Here is a 22,254-nt window from a genome sequence, read left to right on the forward strand (position 1 = left end):
GCAATCCTCTGGTTACGCGTCCGGCAGGGCCTGGAATGGCGATTCTTTATCCGTACGCTCTTTTTTGCCCCAGGCGGCGATGCCGACCTTGAGCGCATAGAACAGGATACTGAAGACCACGAACAGGAACAGCGCGGTAAGCGTTGCGTTGGTGTAAGCGTTGAAGATCACGTGCTGCATCTGCTCGACGCTTTTTGCCGGTGCCAGCACCTGACCGTTGGCCAGCGCATCGCTGTACTTCTTGGCCAGCGACAGGAAGCCGATCGCCGGGTTGGCATCGAACAGCTTGATGAAGCCTGCAGTCGTGGTGCAGATCAGCAGCCAGGCGGCTGGCAGCAGCGTGACCCAGATGTAGCGCTGGCGCTTCATTTTGATCAGAACCACGGTGCCGAGCATCAGCGCGATACCGGCCAGCATCTGGTTGGAGATACCGAACAGTGGCCACAGGGTATTGATGCCGCCCAGTGGATCGATCACACCCTGGTAGAGCAACCAGCCCCACATCGCCACACAACCGGCGGTGGCGATCAGGTTGGCGGTCCATGATTCGGTACGTCTCAGTGCCGGAACGAAGGAGCCGAGCAGGTCCTGCAGCATGAAACGCCCGGCACGGGTACCGGCGTCGACTGCGGTAAGGATGAACAGCGCTTCGAACAGGATCGCGAAGTGGTACCAGAACGCCATGGTGTTTTCACCCGGCAGGACGCTGTGCAGGATCTGTGCGATACCGACCGCCAGGGTCGGCGCACCACCGGCACGGGCCAGAATGGTGGTTTCACCGATGTCGTGTGCCACCGCTTGCAGCGCTTCCGGCGTGATCGCGAAGCCCCAGCTGGAGACCACTTGCGCAACCGAAGCGACGTCACTGCCAACCACAGCGGCCGGGCTGTTCATGGCGAAGTACACGCCTGGCTCGATCACCGAAGCGGCGACCATGGCCATGATGGCGACGAACGACTCCATCAGCATGCCGCCGTAACCGATGTAACGGGCGTTGGTTTCGTTATCCAGCAGCTTCGGCGTGGTGCCCGAAGAAATCAGTGCGTGGAAACCGGACACTGCACCGCAGGCAATGGTGATGAACAGGAACGGAAACAGACCACCCTTCCACACCGGGCCAGTACCGTCGACGAACTGGGTCAGCGCCGGCATTTTCAGCTCGGGCATGGTCACCAGAATACCGATCGCCAGGGCGATGATGGTGCCGATCTTGAGGAACGTGGAGAGGTAGTCACGCGGAGCCAGAATCAGCCACACCGGCAGCGATGCCGCGACGAAACCGTAACCGACCAGCATCCAGGTAATCTGCACGCCGGTGAAGGTAAACGCCTTGGCCCACACCGGATCAGCGGCAATCTGCCCACCGAGCCAGATTGAACCGAGCAGCAGCAACACGCCGACCACGGAGATTTCACCGATGCGGCCCGGGCGGATGTAGCGCATGTAAATGCCCATGAACATCGCGATCGGGATGGTCGCCATCACGGTGAAGATGCCCCACGGGCTCTCGGCCAGCGCTTTAACCACGATCAGCGCCAGCACCGCGAGGATGATGATCATGATCAGGAAGCAGCCGAACAGTGCGATGGTGCCGGGAATGCGGCCCATTTCTTCACGCACCATGTCGCCCAGGGAACGGCCGTTGCGCCGGGTCGACATGAACAGAACCATGAAGTCCTGCACCGCGCCCGCCAGCACCACACCGGCAATCAGCCACAGCGTGCCGGGCAGATAACCCATCTGCGCCGCCAATACCGGGCCGACCAGAGGTCCGGCGCCAGCGATGGCAGCGAAGTGGTGACCGAAAAGAATGTGTTTGTTGGTCGGCACATAGTCCAGACCGTCGTTGTTGAGCACGGCGGGGGTGGCCCGACGCGGGTCCAGTTGCATCACATTGTTAGCGATGAACAGACTGTAGTAACGATACGCAACCAGATAAATGGCCACGGCAGCGACCACGATCCACAAGGCGTTGATCGCCTCGCCGCGGCGCAATGCCACTACGCCCAGGGCGCACGCTCCTACGATTGCCAGCAATAGCCAGGGTAAGTGGCGTAGCAGGCTATTATTATTTTTCATTTTATTATTCCAGCCAGGGTGGACAAGAAAGACAGCCACCCCGAGTTTAGCGCTTACGGCGCCAAAGGCCATACCCCGACGTTGGTCTAGACGCTTTAGCGATTGGCTGCGACCGACAGGTCGGGTCTATAGTCAGCGAACCTTCATGAGGATTGCGCCATGAGCGAGCACCCCGCTAATCGACGTCGTTTCAAACGTATTGCGTTCGATGCCAGAACCGAGCTGAGTCAGGACCAGTTCATCTGGCCGGTGAAGCTGATTGATCTGTCGCTCAAGGGACTGCTGATCGAGCGGCCGGAGCCGTGGCTGGGGGACTCGGGGAAGGATTTCTTCGTCGACATTCATCTGAGCGATGACGTCGATATCGAGATGGACGTGCACTTGGCCCACGAGGAAAACGGCCAGCTTGGGTTTGTCTGCCGGCATATCAGCCTGGAATCGATCCAGCGCTTGCGGCGCTTGATCGAGCTGAATCTGGCTGACGAAGCGGAACTGGAGCGCGAACTGGGCGCCCTGATCGAAATTTAGAATCCACCACAGATCAAATGTAGGAGTGAGCCTGCTCGCGATAGCGATTTGTCATTCAACATTTGCGTTGACTGGTTCACCGCTATCGCGAGCAGGCTCACTCCTACAGGGGTCGGTGGTTTATTCGAAGAGCGCGTCGAGGGCCTGTTCGAGGCGGGTCACGGCGATGATTTGCAAACCCGGCGGGGATTCCTTCGGCGCATTGCCCTTCGGCACAATCGCCCGTTTGAAGCCATGCTTGGCGGCTTCCTTCAGACGTTCCTGACCGCTCGGCACCGGGCGAACCTCTCCAGACAAACCGACTTCGCCGAATACCAGCAAATCATGCGGCAACGGACGATTGCGCAAACTCGACATCACCGCCGCCATCAACGCCAGATCCGACGCCGTTTCCAGCACCTTCACCCCACCGACCACATTGAGAAACACGTCTTGATCGTGCGTCGGAATACCGCCATGGCGATGCAAAACCGCGAGCAACATCGCCAAGCGGTTCTGGTCCAGCCCCAGCGTCACCCGACGCGGATTGGCCAGATGACTGTCATCGACCAGTGCCTGCACTTCCACCAGCATCGGCCGGGTGCCTTCCCACGTCGCCATTACCACACTACCCGGGACTTCTTCCTGCGCACGAGTAAGAAAAATCGCCGAAGGGTTGGAGACTTCTTTCAAACCCTTGTCAGTCATGCCGAACACACCCAACTCGTTAACCGCGCCGAAGCGGTTTTTCACCGCACGCAGCAAACGCAGACGTCCATCGGATTCGCCTTCGAAATACAGCACGGTGTCGACCATGTGCTCGAGAACACGGGGACCGGCCAGCGCGCCCTCCTTGGTCACGTGGCCGACAAGGAAAATCGCCGTACCGCTCTGCTTGGCATACCGCACCAGCAGCGCCGCGCTTTCACGTACCTGGGAAACGCCGCCGGGCGCCGATTGCAGCTGTTCGGTGAAGATCGTCTGGATCGAATCGATCACCATCACCTTGGGCTTTTCCTGACGGGCCGTGGCGATGATGGTTTCGATGCAGGTTTCAGTCATCACCCGCAGTTGATCCTGCGGCAAGCCGAGGCGACGCGCGCGCATGGCCACTTGTTGCTGGGATTCTTCGCCGGTGACATAGAGTGCCGGCATGCTTTTGGCGAGGTTGCACAGGGTCTGCAACAGGATCGTCGATTTGCCAATACCCGGGTCACCACCGATCAGCACCACCGAGCCGTCGACCAGACCGCCTCCGAGGACCCGGTCCAGTTCACCGGACGCAGTGGAGAAGCGCGGAATCTCTTCGATGCTGACTTCGGCCAGGGTTTTGATCTGCGCCTGCTGCCCGGCCCAGCCCGTACGACCGGTCGGCGCCGTGGCACCGCCGCTTTCGATCATGGTCTCGGTCAAGGTATTCCAGGCACCGCATTCGCCGCACTGACCGGCCCACTTGGGAAAGGTTGCGCCGCACTCGGTGCAGCCGTACATGCGCTTGGCCTTGGCCATCAGAACCCCCGACAAAAACCGCGATGATAACGCACGTGCTGCCGATCAGCGCGGCGCAGGACTACGGATTTCGCCGCTGGCCAGACGCGCGGCGCTATTGCCCAGTGGATCTTCGGCATTCAGGTCAGCGCCTTTGACCTTTAACGCATCGAGCAACTCCAGACGCTTGAACAACCCGGCGTACATGGCCGCCGTCTGCCCGGCGCCGTTGCGCTGATCGGGGCTGCAATCGGTGGCCATCAAGCGCCGGGCGATCTGCAACTCACCCTTGAAGATCGCGCCCATCAGCGCCGTGTTACCGCGTTGGTCCTGGGCACAGGCATCGGCGCCGGCAGCGAGCAAACGTTCCACCGCTGGTGCCTGACCGTGATAAGCCGCCAGAATCAGCGCGGTGTAACCCTTGCTGTCACGAGTGTCGAGGGAATAGCCGGACTCGATGAACGTGTTGAGCATCGGCACATCGCCGCGCCGGGCCGCATCGAAGTAATAGTCCTGCAACTGGGTCTTGATTGCCTCGGGACTCTGCTCGGCCGGTGCCGCCCACGTCGCGAACGACAGGCAGCCGGCCAACAGCAAAAGACAGATGCGCATCAGCAGTCTCCTTTGAACGAAACGGGGCCTGACTCAGGCCCCGTGTGCTACATCGATATCAATCGACCAGTTTGGCCGCCAAGGCCTTGACCCGGCTCAGGTCGCCCTTGGCCACTTCCGTTACGCCAGTGCCGTATTCCGGATCAGCCTTATAAAGGAAGGACAGGATGATGTGCTTGCTCTCGTCATCGGTGCTGGCCAACGAGCCACCGAAGCTGTCGATCAGGTCCCGGCGCTCTTTCTTGCTGAACGAGCGGTACAGATCGCCGGCCTGCTTGAAGTTCTGCTCACGCTGGATTTTCGCCTGCTGAGTGCTGCCCGACAGTGCCGACTGGCTGTAACGCGCGTTTGGCGTCTCGTCACGGGGTTGCAGTCGGCTCGGCTGATAGTTCACGCCGCTGTTGCTGGCGCCGAAGTTCATCGCGCCATCCTGATTGCCATTGTTCACGGCAACTTTCGGCGCATTGATTGGCAATTGCAGCGCATTGGCGCCCAGGCGATACATCTGCGTATCGGCATAAGAGAACACTCGACCTTGTAACAAACGATCTTCGGAAGGCTCGATACCCGGAACAATATTCGCGGGTGCCATGGCCACTTGTTCGGTTTCCTGGAAGACATTCGCCGGATTACGGTTCAACACCATTTGTCCAACTTTTCGTTCAGGAATACCAGGCCAGATCTTGGTGGCGTCTAATGGATCGAAATCAAACTTGGACAGATCTTGTGGTTTCAGCATTTGAATGTACAAGTCCCATTTCGGGAAATTGCCTTTATTGATGTTACTCACCAGATCATTGGTCATGTGACTGTAGTCTTGACCCTGAACTTTTGCGACTTGTTTTGGCGTCAGATTATTAATCCCCTGCAAGCTCTTCCAGTGAAACTTTACATAGTTAACTTCGCCTTTGGCGTTGATCAACTTGTATGCATGTACGCCGTTACCATCCATTTCGCGATAACTGGCGGGCGTGCCCGAGTTCGAATACAACTCGGTCAGCGTACGGGTGGCTTCTGGAACATGGGAGAAGAAGTCGAATCGACGCGAGTCGTCATCAAGGTTAGTCCGTGGGTCCGGTTTAAACGCGTGCACCATGTCTGGAAACTTGATCGCATCACGGATGAAAAAGGTCGGGAAATTGTTACCCACAAGGTCCCAGTTACCGTCAGCCGTGTAGAACTTGGTGGCGAACCCCCGTGGGTCACGCAGGGTTTCCGGCGAGTGATTGCCGTGCACCACCGCAGAGAAGCGCACAAATACCGGCGTGCTCTGGCCGGCGGCGAACACTTTGGCTTTGCTCAGGTCGCTGAGATCGTTGGTCACCGTGAAGGTGCCATGGGCACCGGTGCCGCGTGCGTGAACGACGCGCTCGGGAATGCGCTCACGATCAAAACGCTGAAGCTTCTGAATCAGTTGCACATCCTGCAGCAGCACCGGGCCGTTGGCACCGGCGGTCTGCGAGTTCTGATTGTCGCCGACGGCGGCGCCGTTATCGCGGGTCAGCGGCGCGGCGTTAACGGAGAAGGTCAACAAGCTGGCGGTGAGTACACCGAGGGTACGGCGACGGGGAAAAGCCCCCAGTCCAAGTGCGGAGTTCATATCAGGATCCTCTGGTTATTTTGGGGCGCATCCAGATGCGCCACCCCAAGGCTAGAGGCCTGCGACGTCGAACATAAATAGAAAGAACGTAACGCCATGATTGACAAAATTGGCTTTCTGATCAGCGGGTTACAGGATATAACGCGCGCGATTGGTGGCACTTTGCAAACTAATCGTCGATTGATGTGTCGATAAAAACGGGCATTGTAAGAAGGTGTTTCGCGCAGGACGCGTTTTGCTGATTTACACTGCGTACACCAAACTCATCTGTAACAAGGAAATAACTATGGGCGTGCTAAGTGAGTTCAAGGCCTTCGCGGTCAAAGGCAATGTGGTCGACATGGCCGTCGGTATCATCATCGGGGCCGCGTTCGGCAAAATTGTTTCGTCGTTTGTCGGTGACGTCATCATGCCGCCAATCGGCCTGCTGATCGGGGGGGTGGACTTCAGTGATCTGGCCGTCACGCTCAAGGCTGCCGAGGGCGCTGCGCCTGCAGTGGTGCTGGCCTACGGCAAGTTCCTGCAGACCATTCTGGACTTCGTGATCGTCGCTTTCGCCATCTTCATGGGCGTCAAAGCCATTAACCGCCTCAAACGCGAAGAAGCCGTGGCCCCTACCCTGCCACCGGTGCCGACCAAGGAAGAGGAGTTGCTGGGCGAGATCCGCGACTTGCTCAAGGCCCAGAACACCCGGCCCTGAAACCCTTGCTCGATAGAAACAACGGCGCCTTCGAGGCGCCGTTTGTTTACCAATAGTTTTCCACAGCCACCTGACCAGGTCGACGAGTCAAGCTGAGGCTCATGTGGCGTTTTTTCAGCAACGCGCGAGTGTCATCGATCATCTGTGGATTGCCGCAGAGCATGACGCGTGAGTGCTCCGCCGACAGTTCCACGCCTGCCGCACGCTCCAGCTCACCGTTCTCGATCAGTGTGGTAATGCGCCCGTGCAGTGCACCCGGATGCGCTTCACGCGTCACCGTCGCGATGAACTGCAATTTGTGAGCATGCTCGCTGAGGTACTCGCGTTGCGTGAGCCCGGCAATCAGATCCTGATAGGCCAATTCCCGCGCCTCGCGCACGCTGTACACCAGAATGATGCGCTCGAATTTTTCCCAGACTTCGAAGTCCTGCAGAATCGACAGGAACGGCGCCACTCCGGTGCCTGTGGACAATAGCCATAGATCCCGTCCGTCGACGAAGCGATCAAGCGTCAGGTAGCCGAAGGCCTGACGATCCACCAGCAAGGTGTCACCGACCTGCAGCCGGCTCAGCTCACTGGTGAACTCACCGCCCGGCACCACGATGGAAAAGAACTCAAGAAACTCGTCAAACGGCGACGACACCATCGAATACGCGCGCCACACGATGCTGCCATCGGCTTTGCTCACACCCAGCCTGGCGAACTGCCCGGCGTGAAAACGAAAGCCTGCATCCCGGCTGGTGCGCAAGGTAAACAGGTTCGGGGTCAAGGGTTGCACATCAAGCAAAGTCTGCGTGGTGTATTTCTCTGCGCTGGCGGTCATGAGGCACTCCATTGAACGGTGACCTCCAGTGTCGCCCAAAACGCCTCCACGAAACACCGACGACTGATAGTGATATTCAGCAGATTTCCCAACACATTCAAAACTATAAAATCGCTAAAACTAACGGTATTAGAGCAATCACTTCATATGACAATCTGCATGTAAAGTTTTTGAGCGCTAAGAACTCTTTATCAACAGATGATCATGTTCAATACCGAAAAAATTTAAAGCCTGGCGTAGGAAACATCCTACACTCCGATGCGTGCCGGATCTTTTGGATCCATTCCGCGCCCCCCGCAACGTCGATGGAGAATTCTGTAATGGAAACGTGGAAGGAATCACAACTGAAACAACTGACGTTTGCCAAGGGAGTAGATGCTGCTTATCCGATTCTGTTGCGATTTGCCGAAAATCTCGGATTCAACTTTTGTGCTATTTCGGTTATTTCACTCCATCGGGATCCGCTTCTTAATCCCTTGCAAATCAATAACTATCCTGATGAATGGAACGCACGATATGAAAAAAGCGATTACAGTAAAATCGACCCATTGATATCACACTGCAATCATTCAATGACGCCCATTGTCTGGAGTGAATCGGTATTTGCAGACACCCACCAGATATGGCAAGGGCTGCAATATTATGGCCTGCAACATGGCTGGTCGCAGTCTTTCCATCATGAGCCCAGTGGTTTGTGCAGCATTATCAGCCTGGCGCGAAAGCACTGCTCGATCAGTCCCCTGGAACTGTATGAGCACTTTGGCTACATGTTCTACGCCGCCAGTCATTTGAGTGAATTGTTTGCCCGGACCCTGCCGCCTCACGTGCTCAAGCCCCGCCAACCGCACCTGTCGCCACGAGAACTTGAGGTGCTGAATTTGTCTGCTGTCGGCAAAACGGCCTATGAAATCTCGAAGATCCTCAGCCTGAGCGAGCGTACCGTGAACTACCACGTGCAAAACATCATCGAGAAGCTCAACGTCTGCAACAAGATTTCCGCTGTCATAGCGGCCGCCAGAGCCGGCATCATCTAGTCGAACGGTCTTGCCTCCTTTTACAAAACATGTGGGTAATGACGAATAAAAAACGTACCATTTGTGGCCCTCCTGAGTGATGACGCCCACATTGCGCGTTGAATTACACTCAGTCGGTTCCGCCGCACACTGTCAGGGCTGCGGAACACCCCGTTGATTACCCTGAGTTCCCGCCCGATGCCTTTGCTTGATACGCCCTTCGCCCAACTCGATCTGATTCGCCAACCTGAACAGCAGAACGAACCGCTGCAAGCCTTCGATGCGGCCGACGAATACCTGCTCAATCATCTGGCGGCGCAGCAACCGACGGCCGACACGCGGGTATTGGTGCTCAACGACAGCTTTGGCGCACTGGCAGCCAGCCTGCTCGGCAAGGTTCAAGTCAGCAGCAGCGGCGACTCGTTTCTGGGTTTTCAGGGGCTGGAAAAAAACCTGCTGCGCAATGGTCAGGCATTCGACGCTGTTCGCGGGATCCCCGCCAGTGAGCCATTGGTCGGACCGTTCGACCGGGTGCTGATCCGCGTACCGAAAACCCTCGCGCTGCTCGAAGAACAACTGATTCGCTTGCAAGGGCAACTCGCGCCCGGCGCCGAAGTGATCGCCGCCGCCATGGTCAAACACCTGCCACGCGCTGCCGGTGATCTGCTGGAGCGCTACATCGGCCCGGTGCAAGCCTCTCTGGCGGTGAAGAAGGCGCGGCTGTTGATCGCCACGCCTGAAACGAAAGCCCCGGCCATCTCGCCTTACCCTTCGCGGTATCGCCTCGATGAGCCGCCGATCGAATTGCTCAACCACGCCAACGTGTTCTGCCGTGAAGGTCTGGACATCGGCACGCGGGCCTTTCTGCCACACCTGCCGAAAAACCTTGGCAGCGCTCGAGTCGCCGATCTCGGGTGTGGCAACGGTGTTCTGGCGATCGCGAGTGCGCTGCAAAACCCCGATGCGCAGTACACGCTGGTCGACGAATCGTTCATGGCGGTGCAATCGGCGGCCGAAAACTGGCGCGCAGCGCTGGGGGAGCGCGAGGTGATCGTGCGGGCTGGCGATGGTCTGGCCGGGCAAGAACCACAATCGCTGGACGTGGTGCTGTGCAATCCGCCGTTCCATCAGCAGCAGGTGGTCGGTGACTTTCTGGCCTGGCGCATGTTCCAGCAAGCCCGCGAAGCGCTGGTGGTGGGCGGTGCACTGTACATCGTCGGTAACCGCCATCTGGGTTACCACAGCAAATTGGCGCGGTTGTTCCGCGGCGTCGAGCAAGTGGCCGCCACGCCGAAATTCGTGATCCTCAAGGCCCGCAAGTAAACCTTCAGACAAAAAAACCCTCCGCGAGGAGGGTTGCAAAGCCGTACCCGAAGGCGCCGGGACGGGGATGATTCAGTGCGTGGTCAGGCCTGCCGCATTCATGAACATGCGCATCAGGCTGGCGGCGATAAACAGCACGCCAACACTGCCAACCCAGATCAGGGCCAACCAGCCGAGCCGCTGCCATAGCGGTTTTTTTTCGGCTTGTTCAATGTCGTGCAGGGAATGTTTTCCAGTCATTTTTTTCAAACCTCTTCAAGATTGATGGCGCCATCGCCGACGCCATCGCGAGCAGGTTTTTGCTTAGTGATAGCCATCTTCGTGGGTGACCTTGCCGCGGAACACGTAGTAGCTCCAGAAGGTGTAACCCAGGATGAACGGGATGATGAACAGCGTACCCACCAGCATGAAGCCTTGGCTTTGCGGCGGTGCGGCGGCGTCCCAGATCGAGATCGACGGCGGCACGATGTTCGGCCACAGGCTGATGCCCAAGCCGCTGTAGCCGAGGAAGATCAGCACCAGGGTCAGCAGGAACGGCATGTAGTTGGCATTGCGTGCCACGGCGCGGATCAGACCGTACAGGGTCACCAGCACCAGAATCGGCACCGGCATGAACCAGAACAGGTTGGGCATGCTGAACCAGCGCGAGGCGATTTCCGGGTGGGCCAGCGGCGTCCACAGACTGACCACACCAATCACCGCCAACAGCACGAACGCCAGTGGCCGTGCCAGATTGTGCATCTGCTCTTGCAGCTTGCCTTCGGTTTTCATGATCAGCCAGGTGCAACCGAGCAAGGCATACGCCACTACCAGCGCCGCGCCGCAGAACAGCGTGAACGGTGTCAGCCAGTCGAGTGATCCGCCGGCGAACTGCCGATTGACCACCGGCAAGCCGTCGATGAACGCCCCCAGCGCCACACCCTGGAAGAACGTCGCCGCCACCGAGCCGCCGATAAACGCCTTGTCCCACAGGTGGCGCTTGTCATCCTTGGCCTTGAAGCGGAACTCGAACGCTACGCCGCGAAAGATCAAACCGATCAACATAAAGATCAGCGGCAGGTACAGCGCCGACAACACCACCGAATATGCCAGCGGGAACGCGCCGAACAACGCCGCGCCGCCCAGCACCAGCCAGGTTTCGTTGCCGTCCCAGACCGGGGCGACGGTGTTCATCATCACGTCACGGTCGACTTTGCCGGGGATGAACGGGAAGAGAATCCCGATGCCCAGGTCGAAGCCGTCCATGACCACGTACATCATGATGCCGAAGATGATGATCACGGCCCAGATCAGCGGAAGATCAATACCCATGGCTCAAATCTCCTTGGTCAGGCTGGGGGTGTCGTCGTGATCGGCATCGGCCGAATCGTCGGCGGCGGACAACGGACGCGCCGGTGTACGCTGTTTGCCTGGACCACCTTGCGGTGTTTCGGCGCCCTCGCTGATCTTCGGCCCTTTGCGCACCAGACGCATCATGTAGCCGAGCCCCGCACCAAACAGCGCGAAATACACCACCACGAACATGATCAGCGTGATGCTCATCTGCATGAAACTGTGGTTGGAAGACGCATCCGCCGTGCGCATCAAGCCGTAGACCACCCACGGCTGACGGCCGATTTCGGTGGTGAACCAGCCTGCAAGAATCGCGATCAGACCGGACGGCCCCATCCACAACGCCAGATACAGGAACGGCCGCGAGGTGTAGAGCGTGTCGCGTTTACGCAACCACAGGCTCCACAGACCGGTGAAGATCATCAGGAAACCGAGGCCGACCATGATCCGGAACGACCAGAACACGATGGTCGAATTCGGCCGGTCTTGCGGCGGGAATTCCTTGAGCGCTGGCACCTGTTTGTCCAGCGAGTGAGTGAGGATCAGGCTGCCGAGGTACGGAATCTCCACGGCGAACTTGGTTTTCTCTTCTTTCATGTCCGGCCAGCCGAACAGGATCAGCGGCGTGGCTTCGTCGCCTTTGTTTTCCCAGTGACCCTCGATCGCGGCGATTTTCGCCGGCTGATGCTCGAGGGTGTTGAGGCCATGGAAGTCGCCGATGACTGCCTGGATCGGCGCTACAATCAGCGCCATCCACATCGCCATCGACAGCATGGTGCGGATCGCCGGGTTGTCCTTGCCGCGCAGCAAATGCCAGGCCGCCGAGGAACCGACGAAGAACGCCGTGGCGACGAACGCGGCAGTTGCCATGTGCATCAGGCGATAGGGGAACGAAGGATTGAAGATGATCGCCAGCCAGTCGGTGGGAATCACCTGACCGTTGATGATTTCAAAGCCTTGCGGGGTCTGCATCCAGCTGTTGGAGGCGAGAATCCAGAAGGTCGAAATCAGCGTGCCGATGGCCACCATTACCGTGGCGAAGAAGTGCAGCCCGCGCCCGACCTTGTTCCAGCCGAACAACATCACCCCAAGAAAACCGGCTTCGAGGAAGAATGCCGTGAGCACTTCATAAGTCAGCAACGGCCCGGTGACAGCACCGGCGAAGTCGGAGAAACGGCTCCAGTTGGTGCCGAACTGGTAGGCCATGACCAACCCCGAAACCACGCCCATGCCGAAGTTGACGGCAAAGATCTTCGACCAGAAATGGTAGAGGTCACGGTAGGTGTCGTTGCGGGTCTTCAGCCACAGGCCTTCGAGCACCGCGAGGTAACTCGCCAGACCGATGGTGATGGCCGGGAACAGGATGTGGAACGAGATGGTGAACGCGAACTGAATTCGGGCGAGATCCAGTGCCTCTAAACCGAACATATGGCTTCCTCTGTCAGGTAATACCGGCTGCGGACCCGGAGGCCTGCACCCACTGCCCCCACGGATATGGAGTGCGGCGAATTCTGATTCGTTCTTTTTAAACAACCATCGCAACGCAGGGAGTCTGGCCAACTGGCCACCGGATCAATTCCGTATGAGGTCTTGATCTGGATCAAGCAACGTTGAAAGAGTAGTCCCATTTTTGCCGATGAACTGCGTGGTCGTTTGCCGCGTGACAAGTTGCCTCATCGGCGGGCAATGCTCTGCAACAAATCCCCGGCGGGTCGTAAGCGAGGAAAACAGTACAGATTCCGAGGACGACACAAATTCCCGAACAGCGGAATCCATCTGCACCGCAAAAAAATCGATGTCTTCCTAACTAAATTTTTTGTCATGGCAACTTCCTGTTACAGACTGGTGATAATCTCGGCATTCCCCTCGAGCCAGACCGGCCTTCAGATGCCCAGCCAAGCGCCCCTGCTGTTACGTCGTCACCGTCCGTTTCTCGCTTTCTGGTTCGCGCGGATCTTTACCGCCAGCGGTTTTCAGATGCTCACCGTGGCGATTGGCTGGAACCTCTACCAATTGACCGGCAACGTTCTCGATCTGGGTCTGGTCGGGTTGGTCGAATTCACTCCGCGCGTGCTGTTCATGCTGCACACCGGGCATGTCGCCGATCGCTACGACCGGCGCAAAGTCGCGGCAATCTGTCAGTCGTTGCAGGCGTTGATCGCCTTGGCGCTGGCCATCGGCAGCGCCACCGATCACGTGACCCGCGAGATGATCTTCATCCTCGCCTTCCTGCTCGGCGCCGCGCGCTCGTTCGAGATGCCGACCACCCAGGCTTTGCTGCCGAGCATCGTGCCCAGTGCGCTATTTCCTCGGGCAGTCGCGGCGGCCCAGTCGGCGCAGCAGTCGGCAACCATCGTCGCCCCGGCGCTGGGCGGTTTGCTCTACGCATTCGGTAGCGTCTGGGTGTATGGCCCGACGGTGCTGCTCTATGTGATCGCCTGCACGCTGATGCTCAACCTGCCCGCGCGGCAAACGCCGTTGAACAAAGGCAAAGCCACGCTGGATTCGTTATTGGCCGGGATTCGCTTCATTCGCAGCCGCCCGGACATCCTCGGGGCGATTTCGCTGGATCTGTTTGCGGTACTGCTCGGCGGGGCCACGGCGCTATTGCCGGTATTTGCCAAAGACATCCTGCTGACCGGACCGTGGGGTCTGGGCCTGCTACGTTCGGCGCCGGCAGTCGGCGCACTGGGGATGTCGCTGTTCCTCGCGCGGTTTGCCGTGGAACGCAATGTTGGCCGGGTGATGTTCACCGCAGTGGGCATCTTCGGCGTCGCCACCATAGCCTTCGGCCTGTCGACCTCGTTCTGGTTCTCGCTGGCAGTGTTGGTGGTGCTCGGCGCGGCGGACATGATCAGCATGGTCATCCGAGCGTCTTTCGTACAACTGGAAACCCCTGACGAAATGCGCGGCCGGGTCAGCGCGGTGAACGGGCTGTTCATCGGTGCTTCAAATCAGTTGGGCGAATTCGAATCCGGCGTCACCGCCCACTGGTTCGGCACGGTGCCGGCGGTGGTGATGGGCGGGATCGGTACGCTGGTAGTGACGGGGACGTGGATCAAGTTGTTTCCGACGCTGGCTAACCGGGACCGGATGCATATCCCGGTGGAAGAGGTGAAGGTCTGACAATCTCCAAAGCACAAGACAACTGAAAATGTGCGGTACATAGTCACCGCACTGAGTGTAATGTATCGCCTTACACTCGAGCCCATGATCAAATCCTTTCAGCACAAAGGCCTTCGCGGCTTCTATGAAACAGGTTCGACTCGCGGGATTCGTGCCGACCACGCAAAACGGCTGTCGCGCATGCTGCAGTTCATGGATCGCGCTACGATTCCCGCAGACTTGGATCTTCCGGGCTGGCGCCTGCATCCATTGAAAGGTGAGCTGACGGAGTACTGGTCGCTGAGCGTTTCAGGCAACTGGCGAGTGATCTTTCGTTTTGTCGGTTCGGACATCGAATTGGTCGATTATCTGGACTACGACTGACAGGAGGCAGGCTCATGCCCATGCACAACCCGCCACACCCCGGTGAAACACTGCTGATGGATGTCTTGCCCGAGCTTGGCATCAGCGTGACCGAATTGGCCCGACACTTGGGCTTCGCACGCCCGCATCTTTCACGTGTATTACACGGACATGCGCCAATCAGCCCGGATCTGGCTGTACGTCTTGAGCGTGCTGGCATTGGCAAGGCGCGCGTGTGGCTAGGTGTACAAACCGACTATGATCTGTGGCAAGCGGAGCATCGGGAGCAACCGGTTATCGAACTGATCGCTGTCCACGCCTGACACCTCCAGCCACTACAACTCCCCCGCCACTTTCGCCCGCAAGGCCTTGCCGCCGAGTTGCTCGACCAGCGTCAAGGCAAATTCCAGCGCAGCGCTGGAGCCTTGCGCGGTGATGCAATTGCCATCCACTACCACGGGCTGATCAACAAACGTACAGCCGGACAATTGATGGCTGGCACTCGGTAGACAGGTCATCCGCCGCTGGCGCAGCACGCCGAAGGCTTGCAGGGCGATGGCCGGGGATTCGGCGATGGCGGCGAACAGGCGCCCGGCGCTGGCCTGATCCTTGAGCAGTTGTTGCAGCGGTTGATGCGCCGCCAGGTGTTGTGCGCCGACGGCGCCGCCGGGCAGGACGATCAGATCGAAGGTTTGCGCCAGCACATCGACCAGCATGCCGTCGGCGGTCAGTCGTGTACCACGCGCGCAGGTGAGCATGCGTCGTCCTTCAATACTGGCGGCGACCACTTCAACGCCGGCGCGGCGCAGCACGTCGATCAGGGTCACGCTTTGCAGATCATCGATGCCCTCGGCGAGGGTAATCAGGGCTCTAAAGGTCATGGGCGCTATCCGCTGGGTGATAGTTGAAGCGTAGTCAGCTTCACCCGGATCGCGCTGCAACAGCCGTTACTTGATGTAAAGCTGGGTCGACATTGTGTTGCGGGGCGCGTTGATCGAGGTGTTGCTGAAGGTGAAGGTGCCTTCCTGCTTGCCCGCCAGATCGAAGGTATAGAGAGAACCAACGGTTTTGCTGCCGGCAGTGCACTCGGTCAGGTTGCCGTTATCAAAGGCACACACCGGGGCACGGGTGCCGTTGACTTCAAAACCGTCCAGAGTAGCGTGCGGCTGATTCTGGCCGTAACCGACCTCCAGGACATAGACCTTGATGTTCGGTCCGCCGTGATTGCATTGGGTCTGCGTCTGCCCATCGCCGATGTCTTCAAGACCGCAGGCAGGCGATTGCACCTTGATGACTTTCACTTGCGTCAACGGCGGTGCCGATGCCGCCCAGACACTCGAGGCTCCGGCCATCAGCAATGCAATTAACCCAAAAGCGTTCATCCAGACCTTGCTCATACGATCCCCAGCGCAAAAAATTCAGCGCGCAGTATGGCGCAGTTGGCTTCAAGGCAAAACTTCGCCGACGATCGACACCAACAACCGCCATATTCCTCACGCTGCTGGTATGATGCGCGGCTTTTTCCGGCCCACCACAATTTTTCAGGCGCTTGCGACGGTCTGTGCTTTGCTGTTGAGGTCGATACATTCACGGCGCCACGCGCGCCACGGGGAGCAGACATGCTGGAAAGGCTGTTTCAACTCAAGGCACACAACACCAACGTGCGCACCGAGATTCTGGCGGGCATCACGACTTTCTTGGCCATGGCCTACATTCTGTTCGTCAACCCGAGCATTCTCGGCGAGACCGGCATGGACAAAGGTGCGGTGTTTGTCGCCACCTGCCTGGCCGCCGCGATCGGTTCGACGATCATGGGCCTGATCGCCAACTACCCGATTGCCCTCGCTCCGGGCATGGGCCTGAACGCCTTCTTCACCTACACCGTGGTCTTGCACATGGGTCACACCTGGCAAGTCGCACTGGGTGCCGTATTCATCTCGGCCGTGTGCTTCTTCCTGTTGTCGATCTTCCGCATCCGTGAATGGATCATCAACAGCATCCCGCTGCCACTGCGCTCGGCGATTGCTGCCGGTATCGGTCTGTTCCTGGCGCTGATCGCCCTGCACAACGCTGGCATCGTGGTCAGCAACCCGGCAACCATGGTCGGCCTCGGTGACTTGAAAGCCCCGGCACCGATCCTCGCCACCCTCGGCTTTGCCCTGATCGTTGCCCTCGAAGCGCTAAAAGTGCGCGGTGCGGTACTGATCGGCATTCTGGCGGTGACCATCGTTTCCATCGTGATGGGCTTCACTCCGTTCAACGGCGTGACCTCGATGCCACCCTCGCTGGCCCCGACCTTCATGCAACTGGACATCAAAGGCGCACTGGACATCGGTCTGGTCAGCGTGATTTTCGCCTTCCTGTTCGTCGACCTGTTCGACAACTCCGGCACCCTGATCGGCGTCGCCAAGCGCGCCGGCCTGATGGGCAAGGACGGCCACATGCCGAAAATGGGTCGTGCACTGATCGCCGACAGCACCGCGGCCATGGCCGGCTCCCTGCTGGGCACGTCGACCACCACCAGCTACATCGAATCCGCTGCCGGCGTCAGTGCGGGCGGCCGTACTGGCCTGACCGCCGTGGTTGTCGCAATCCTGTTCCTGCTGGCGCTGTTCTTCTCGCCTCTGGCGGCCAGCGTTCCGGCGTTCGCCACCGCGCCGGCACTGCTGTTCGTCGCCGTGTTGATGACTTCGGGCCTGGCGGAAATAGACTGGGACGACATCACCGTCGCCGCGCCGGTTGTCGTGACCGCGCTAGCGATGCCGTTCACTTACTCGATCGCCAACGGCATCGCCTTCGGTTTCATCTCCTGGACCGTGATCAAGCTGCTGTCGGGCCGCGCTCGTGAGCTGAACCCGGCGCTGGTGATTCTGTCGATTCTGTTTGTGATCAAGTTGGGTTGGTTCAACGCATGACATTCGATTCCCTGGCTTACGCCGAGCAACTAGAAGCCAAGGTCACGCGTTTGCGTGATCTGCTGGCACCGTTCGATGCCCCTGAGCCGACGGTGTTCGACTCGCCGCTGCAGAACTTCCGTCTGCGCGCCGAGTTCCGCCTGTGGCGCGAGGGCGGCGATCGGCATTACGCGATGTTCGCTCAGGACGACAAACGCACGCCGATTCTGATCGAAGAATTCCCGATTGCCAGCCTGCGCATCAACCAGTTGATGCCGCAGTTGAAGGCGGCATGGCAAGCCAGTTCGGCGCTGAGCCACAAACTGTTTCAGGTCGAATTCCTGACCACGCTGTCGGGCGACGCGATGATCACCCTGTGCTACCACCGTCCGTTGGACGAACACTGGCACGCGGCGGCGACGAAACTGGCGGCGGATCTCGGCGTCAGCATCATCGGTCGCTCGAAGGGCAAACGCGAAGTGCTCGGCCTCGATTACGTGGTGGAGAAACTCGAAGTCGGTGGTCGCACTTTCAGCTATCGCCAGCCAGAAGGTGCGTTCACCCAGCCTAACGGCACGGTGAACCAGAAGATGCTGAACTGGGCGTACGAAGCACTCGGCGATCGCTCCGACGATCTGCTGGAGCTGTACTGCGGCAACGGCAACTTCACCCTGCCGCTCGCCACCCGCGTGCGCAAAGTGCTGGCCACCGAAATCAGCAAGACCTCGGTCAACGCCGCATTGAGCAACCTCAGCACAAACGCTGTGGATAACGTTACCCTGGTGCGTTTGTCCGCCGAAGAGCTGACCGAAGCCCTCAACGAAGTGCGTCCGTTCCGCCGCCTGCAGGGCATCGACCTGAAGAGCTACGAGTTCGGCAGCGTCTTCGTCGATCCACCGCGTGCCGGCATGGATCCTGACACTTGCGAGCTGACCCGACGCTTCGACAACATCCTGTACATCTCCTGCAACCCGGAAACCCTGGCGGCGAACATCGCCCAGTTGCACGACACGCACCGTATTACCCAGTGCGCGTTGTTTGACCAGTTCCCGTGGACGCATCACATGGAATCGGGTGTGTTGCTGACCCGGCGTTGATTGCGGGAAGCCGATACGAGAAAGCCGTCGTGATTGACGGCTTTTTTGTGGTTTTTACAAAGCGGGATCGGCCTTGCGTGGTCGCCCGCCCTTTTTGCCATTCGCTCGAGCAGCTTCGGACTTTGCAGCACTGCTTTGACGACCGTTACGCGATGCAACCACCGACGCAGCCATCTTCATGAGTGACGGGCTCGCTGAAATCATCCCGGCAATGGAAACGTCAAGGTCTTTGCCCTCATGGCAAAGCGCAGTGCCTGCGAATCCGACTGTCAGCCCCTCGTAATCGCCTGCATCAAACCCGTCGAACTCTGGATACTGGCTCACCGGTAACAACACACCGCTGCCATCCTCAAAACGGATGACCAGAGATGATTCTTCAAAGGTTACGGAGACAGCCTGCAAGCTACTCGCTCGGCGTGCCTCCCCTTGCAGGATGGCGGCGTCGATCATCTCCTCCGTCAGGGGACGATGTGTGGATGGTTTAGCCTTGATGACTTTCATAAATCGATTTCCACTCCTTCCAATGCGCCTATCAATGTCAGAAGAGTTTTGCCCTCTTCTGGCAGATAACGCGCCGATCCCACTCTGTATGTCTTGTCAGTGACGAGTTTCATCCCCAGCACTTCGTTTGAATGGCTGTCCCACAATTGATTGTCGAGACAGACAGTTTGCAATCTTGACCACCAGATCCCGCGTGCTCGTCGCAGATGAGCAGGCTGCTCAAGAGATCGACACAAGCCTTCCAGCACGGTTAACGGTGGTCGACGAGAAAGCGGCATGACATCCCAAAGCTCAATATCGTTGTGCCAGAAACTGAACTGTAATCGGGCGCTCTAGCTACCTGCATTCACGTGAACGTGCGGGGGGCAATGCTCATCTCGCAACATGATGACAATCGACAATCCTTTGTAGCTGCACACCTTCATGCTAACCCATCCGTTAGGTTAATAAGTTTCAGGATTCAAGATTCCTTTCAAATCCGACGACTGGTGATCGACACATGACGTTTCACCGCTTTTCAGGCTAGCGTCGCAACAGGTCATGAGCCGGACAATTTCCAGTGAAAAACGTAAGCAAAGCTGTCGTCATATCTCGATCAATATTGCTTCTGTGCGATCACCGAACATAAAACGCCCCCGCCATTTTTGTTCAATTGACCATGGTAACCATCTAGTACATTTTATCTCCACAGGCCGATACCCTACGGCCAAAGCCAAAAACAATAAGTGGAGTTACCCCCTCATGCCCCCTATCGTTCTGGTGCTCAACGGCCCGAACCTGAACCTGCTCGGCACCCGTGAGCCGGCGACTTACGGCCACGAAACTTTGGCGGATATCTCGGCGTTGTGCGGTCGCGCGGCTGAAGAGTTCGGCCTGGCCGTGGAGTTTCGCCAGACCAACCACGAAGGTGAACTGCTCGACTGGATTCACGCGGCTCGCGGTCGTTGCGCCGGGATCGTGATCAATCCGGCAGCGTGGACGCACACTTCGGTGGCGATTCGCGATGCGCTGGTGGCCAGTGAATTGCCGGTGATCGAAGTGCACCTGTCCAATGTCCACGCCCGCGAACCGTTTCGTCATCACTCGTTTGTCTCGGCGATTGCCACAGCGGTAATGGCCGGGTTTGGCAGTCATGGCTATCGCCTGGCGCTGGAACATTTCAGCCAGCGGTTGAAGGGGTAACGCGCATGTCTCGCTCTAACGTAATACTCGCCGGGCTGATTGGCGCCGGCATTCAGGCCTCGCGCACTCCCGCGCTGCATGAGCATGAAGGCGATGCCCAAGGCCTGCGTTATCTGTACCGACTGATCGATCTCGATCAGTTGAAAATGGACAGCACTGCCCTGCCCGACCTGCTGCTGGCGGCCGAGCGGATGAACTACACCGGGTTGAACATTACCTTTCCGTGCAAGCAGGCAATCATCCCGTTGCTCAATGAGTTGTCGCCGGAAGCCGAAGGCATCGGTGCGGTGAACACCGTGGTGTTGAAGGATGGCAAACGTATCGGCCACAACACCGATTGCCTCGGTTTCGCTGAGGGTTTTCGCCGTGGCCTGAAGGACGCTGCCCGTGAGCGCGTAGTCCAGATGGGTGCTGGCGGTGCGGGCGCGGCAGTGGCCCACGCATTGTTGAGCGAAGGCGTACAGCAACTGAGCATTTTCGATGTCGACAGTGAGCGCGCCGAGAGCCTGGCGAACAATCTCAATCAGCATTTTGGCTTTGGTCGTGCGGTGGCCGGTCAGGATCTGCCGAGCACGCTGAATCAGGCCGACGGTCTGGTCAACACTACGCCGATGGGCATGGCCAAACTGCCGGGCATGCCGGTGCCGGTCGAGCTGCTGCGCAAGGCATTGTGGGTGGCGGAGATTGTGTATTTCCCGCTGGAAACCGAACTGCTGCGCAATGCCCGTGCGCTCGGTTGCCGGACACTGGATGGCGGCAATATGGCGGTGTTTCAGGCAGTGAAGGCGTTTGAATTGTTCAGCGGCGTGGCGCCGGATGCGCAGCGGATGCTGGCGCATTTTCAAAGCATGAATGGTTGAAGATCAAAAGATCGCAGCCTGCGGCAGCTCCTACAGGGATCGGTGTAGGAGCTGCCGAAGGCTGCGATCTTTTGATTGTCAGGCTTGCAGGTAGCGCAACACCGATTCGCAAATCATCTCGCGATGCCGCTGCTTGATGCTCTCATCGGGCAGATCGATCTGGAAAATCTCGCCAAACGTGTGCCGGTTCGATACGCGATAGAAGCAGAACGAACTGATCAGCAAATGCACATCCAGCGCATCCAGCCCCGCACGGAAAACACCTTCAGCAGCACCACGACGCAGAATCTCGCCGAGTGAATCGAGGATGGTGTTATTCATCGCCTTGATCGCATCGGAACGCTTCACGTATTCGGCGTTGTGGATGTTCTCGATGCTGACGATGCGCACGAAATCGACATTGCGGTCGTGGTGATCGAAGGTGAATTCGACCAGTCGCCGAATCGCCTCAACCGGCGCCAGCTCGGCCAGGTGCAGGCGGTTTTCGGTGCTGCGGATATCACCGTAAAGCTTCTCCAGCACCTCGACGTACAACTGCTCCTTACTGCCGAAGTAGTAATAGATCATGCGTTTGGAGGTGTGGATGCGCTCGGCGATCGCGTCGACGCGGGCACCCGACAAGCCTTGCTGGACGAACTCGACGATCGCCTCCTGCAAGATGTTCTCGCGGGTCTTTTCCGGGTTGTTCTTGCGACTCTTGCGCGGCTCTACGGCGGACACTTCAGGAGCTGCGGAAAGTTCTGTATTCATCGTCATTGCGGGCTCACGGCCATCA

Annotated in this window: 23 protein-coding genes and 1 pseudogene; 11 read left to right on the forward strand and 13 right to left on the reverse strand. The window is 58.5% G+C overall.

Annotation, left to right across the window (positions count from 1 at the left end; all coding sequences use genetic code 11):
* Positions 1–12 precede the first annotated feature (12 nt).
* The gene (locus ACWR1S_RS16625) at positions 13–2,079 is read right to left on the reverse strand and encodes a carbon starvation CstA family protein (RefSeq protein WP_397482762.1); all 2,067 of its coding nucleotides are present in this window, start codon (positions 2,077–2,079) and stop codon (positions 13–15) included.
* 159 nt (positions 2,080–2,238) lie between these two features.
* On the opposite strand from ACWR1S_RS16625, the gene ACWR1S_RS16630 reads away from it, so the two are divergent.
* Positions 2,239–2,607 (forward strand): PilZ domain-containing protein, encoded by a 369-nt coding sequence (locus ACWR1S_RS16630; protein WP_454564263.1) that lies wholly within the window; start codon positions 2,239–2,241, stop codon positions 2,605–2,607.
* 120 nt (positions 2,608–2,727) lie between these two features.
* Here the strand turns inward: ACWR1S_RS16630 and radA are convergent, their stop codons facing one another.
* The 3 genes from radA to katB are packed head-to-tail and all read right to left on the reverse strand — an operon-like array spanning position 2,728 to position 6,286.
* Complete coding sequence (gene radA / locus ACWR1S_RS16635) at positions 2,728–4,095, reverse strand: DNA repair protein RadA (RefSeq protein ID WP_007909773.1); 1,368 nt, start codon at positions 4,093–4,095, stop codon at positions 2,728–2,730.
* A gap of 45 nt (positions 4,096–4,140) precedes the next feature.
* Positions 4,141–4,686, reverse strand: a complete 546-nt coding sequence (locus ACWR1S_RS16640; protein WP_454564264.1) for an ankyrin repeat domain-containing protein — start codon at positions 4,684–4,686, stop codon at positions 4,141–4,143.
* 58 nt (positions 4,687–4,744) lie between these two features.
* A complete protein-coding gene (gene katB, locus ACWR1S_RS16645; protein WP_454564265.1) occupies positions 4,745–6,286 on the reverse strand; it encodes a catalase KatB in 1,542 nt (513 codons plus the stop codon).
* Between the two features lie 286 nt (positions 6,287–6,572).
* Here katB and mscL point away from each other — a divergent pair, with 286 nt between their 5' ends.
* Positions 6,573–6,986, forward strand: a complete 414-nt coding sequence (gene mscL / locus ACWR1S_RS16650) for a large-conductance mechanosensitive channel protein MscL (protein WP_034153825.1) — start codon at positions 6,573–6,575, stop codon at positions 6,984–6,986.
* Positions 6,987–7,032: 46 nt separating this feature from the next.
* Here the strand turns inward: mscL and ACWR1S_RS16655 are convergent, their stop codons facing one another.
* Entirely contained in the window at positions 7,033–7,809 is a 777-nt protein-coding gene (locus tag ACWR1S_RS16655) for a ferredoxin--NADP reductase (protein ID WP_454564266.1), read from the reverse strand.
* A 320-nt stretch (positions 7,810–8,129) separates the two neighbouring features.
* On the opposite strand from ACWR1S_RS16655, the gene ACWR1S_RS16660 reads away from it, so the two are divergent.
* Both ACWR1S_RS16660 and ACWR1S_RS16665 read left to right on the forward strand, forming a co-directional pair.
* Positions 8,130–8,843, forward strand: coding sequence for an autoinducer binding domain-containing protein (locus tag ACWR1S_RS16660; protein WP_454564267.1), 714 nt, complete (start codon positions 8,130–8,132; stop codon positions 8,841–8,843).
* A 177-nt stretch (positions 8,844–9,020) separates the two neighbouring features.
* A complete protein-coding gene (locus ACWR1S_RS16665; protein ID WP_454564268.1) occupies positions 9,021–10,145 on the forward strand; it encodes a methyltransferase in 1,125 nt (374 codons plus the stop codon).
* Between the two features lie 72 nt (positions 10,146–10,217).
* Here the strand turns inward: ACWR1S_RS16665 and ACWR1S_RS16670 are convergent, their stop codons facing one another.
* The 3 genes from ACWR1S_RS16670 to ACWR1S_RS16680 form a co-directional block, all read right to left on the reverse strand.
* Positions 10,218–10,385, reverse strand: a complete 168-nt coding sequence (locus tag ACWR1S_RS16670; RefSeq protein WP_150706869.1) for a DUF2474 domain-containing protein — start codon at positions 10,383–10,385, stop codon at positions 10,218–10,220.
* Positions 10,386–10,448: 63 nt separating this feature from the next.
* On the reverse strand, positions 10,449–11,456 hold the full coding sequence (gene cydB, locus ACWR1S_RS16675; RefSeq protein ID WP_454564269.1) for a cytochrome d ubiquinol oxidase subunit II: 1,008 nt from the start codon (positions 11,454–11,456) through the stop codon (positions 10,449–10,451).
* Positions 11,457–11,459: 3 nt separating this feature from the next.
* Positions 11,460–12,905: a cytochrome ubiquinol oxidase subunit I gene (locus ACWR1S_RS16680; protein WP_454564270.1), complete on the reverse strand. Its 1,446-nt coding sequence runs from the start codon at positions 12,903–12,905 to the stop codon at positions 11,460–11,462.
* A 459-nt stretch (positions 12,906–13,364) separates the two neighbouring features.
* Here ACWR1S_RS16680 and ACWR1S_RS16685 point away from each other — a divergent pair, with 459 nt between their 5' ends.
* The 3 genes from ACWR1S_RS16685 (at position 13,365) to ACWR1S_RS16695 (ending at position 15,268) form a co-directional block, all read left to right on the forward strand.
* Positions 13,365–14,603 carry an MFS transporter gene (locus ACWR1S_RS16685; protein WP_454564271.1) on the forward strand — a complete coding sequence of 413 codons (1,239 nt, stop codon included), beginning with the start codon at positions 13,365–13,367 and terminating at the stop codon, positions 14,601–14,603.
* Between the two features lie 84 nt (positions 14,604–14,687).
* The gene (locus ACWR1S_RS16690; protein ID WP_454564272.1) at positions 14,688–14,966 is read left to right on the forward strand and encodes a type II toxin-antitoxin system RelE/ParE family toxin; all 279 of its coding nucleotides are present in this window, start codon (positions 14,688–14,690) and stop codon (positions 14,964–14,966) included.
* Between the two features lie 14 nt (positions 14,967–14,980).
* Positions 14,981–15,268: a HigA family addiction module antitoxin gene (locus tag ACWR1S_RS16695; RefSeq protein ID WP_095048728.1), complete on the forward strand. Its 288-nt coding sequence runs from the start codon at positions 14,981–14,983 to the stop codon at positions 15,266–15,268.
* Positions 15,269–15,280: 12 nt separating this feature from the next.
* On the opposite strand, the gene ACWR1S_RS16700 is transcribed toward ACWR1S_RS16695, so the two are convergent.
* Positions 15,281–15,826 (reverse strand): DJ-1 family glyoxalase III, encoded by a 546-nt coding sequence (locus ACWR1S_RS16700; RefSeq protein ID WP_454564273.1) that lies wholly within the window; start codon positions 15,824–15,826, stop codon positions 15,281–15,283.
* 66 nt (positions 15,827–15,892) lie between these two features.
* Positions 15,893–16,342 carry a DUF4879 domain-containing protein gene (locus ACWR1S_RS16705; protein ID WP_454564274.1) on the reverse strand — a complete coding sequence of 150 codons (450 nt, stop codon included), beginning with the start codon at positions 16,340–16,342 and terminating at the stop codon, positions 15,893–15,895.
* Positions 16,343–16,564: 222 nt separating this feature from the next.
* Between ACWR1S_RS16705 and ACWR1S_RS16710 the strand changes: the two genes are divergently transcribed.
* Positions 16,565–17,860, forward strand: coding sequence for an NCS2 family permease (locus ACWR1S_RS16710; RefSeq protein WP_008084602.1), 1,296 nt, complete (start codon positions 16,565–16,567; stop codon positions 17,858–17,860).
* Positions 17,857–18,936: a tRNA (uridine(54)-C5)-methyltransferase TrmA gene (trmA, locus tag ACWR1S_RS16715; protein WP_454564275.1), complete on the forward strand. Its 1,080-nt coding sequence runs from the start codon at positions 17,857–17,859 to the stop codon at positions 18,934–18,936. The genes ACWR1S_RS16710 and trmA overlap by 4 nt, the downstream gene beginning before the upstream one ends.
* A 54-nt stretch (positions 18,937–18,990) precedes the next feature.
* On the opposite strand, the gene ACWR1S_RS16720 is transcribed toward trmA, so the two are convergent.
* Together ACWR1S_RS16720 and ACWR1S_RS16725 are read right to left on the reverse strand one after the other, a co-directional pair.
* Positions 18,991–19,437 carry a DUF2442 domain-containing protein gene (locus ACWR1S_RS16720; protein ID WP_454564276.1) on the reverse strand — a complete coding sequence of 149 codons (447 nt, stop codon included), beginning with the start codon at positions 19,435–19,437 and terminating at the stop codon, positions 18,991–18,993.
* Positions 19,434–19,862 (reverse strand): annotated as a pseudogene (locus ACWR1S_RS16725) (DUF4160 domain-containing protein). Before ACWR1S_RS16725 ends, ACWR1S_RS16720 begins: the two are co-directional and overlap by 4 nt.
* A gap of 316 nt (positions 19,863–20,178) precedes the next feature.
* Here ACWR1S_RS16725 and aroQ point away from each other — a divergent pair.
* Both aroQ and ACWR1S_RS16735 read left to right on the forward strand, forming a co-directional pair.
* Positions 20,179–20,619 (forward strand): type II 3-dehydroquinate dehydratase, encoded by a 441-nt coding sequence (gene aroQ, locus ACWR1S_RS16730; RefSeq protein WP_008084592.1) that lies wholly within the window; start codon positions 20,179–20,181, stop codon positions 20,617–20,619.
* Positions 20,620–20,624: 5 nt separating this feature from the next.
* On the forward strand, positions 20,625–21,479 hold the full coding sequence (locus ACWR1S_RS16735) for a shikimate dehydrogenase (RefSeq protein ID WP_454564277.1): 855 nt from the start codon (positions 20,625–20,627) through the stop codon (positions 21,477–21,479).
* A gap of 78 nt (positions 21,480–21,557) precedes the next feature.
* On the opposite strand, the gene ACWR1S_RS16740 is transcribed toward ACWR1S_RS16735, so the two are convergent.
* A complete protein-coding gene (locus ACWR1S_RS16740; protein WP_454564278.1) occupies positions 21,558–22,235 on the reverse strand; it encodes a TetR family transcriptional regulator in 678 nt (225 codons plus the stop codon).
* Positions 22,236–22,254: the final 19 nt, after the last annotated feature.

This window comes from Pseudomonas sp. AIG (assembly GCF_977020205.1).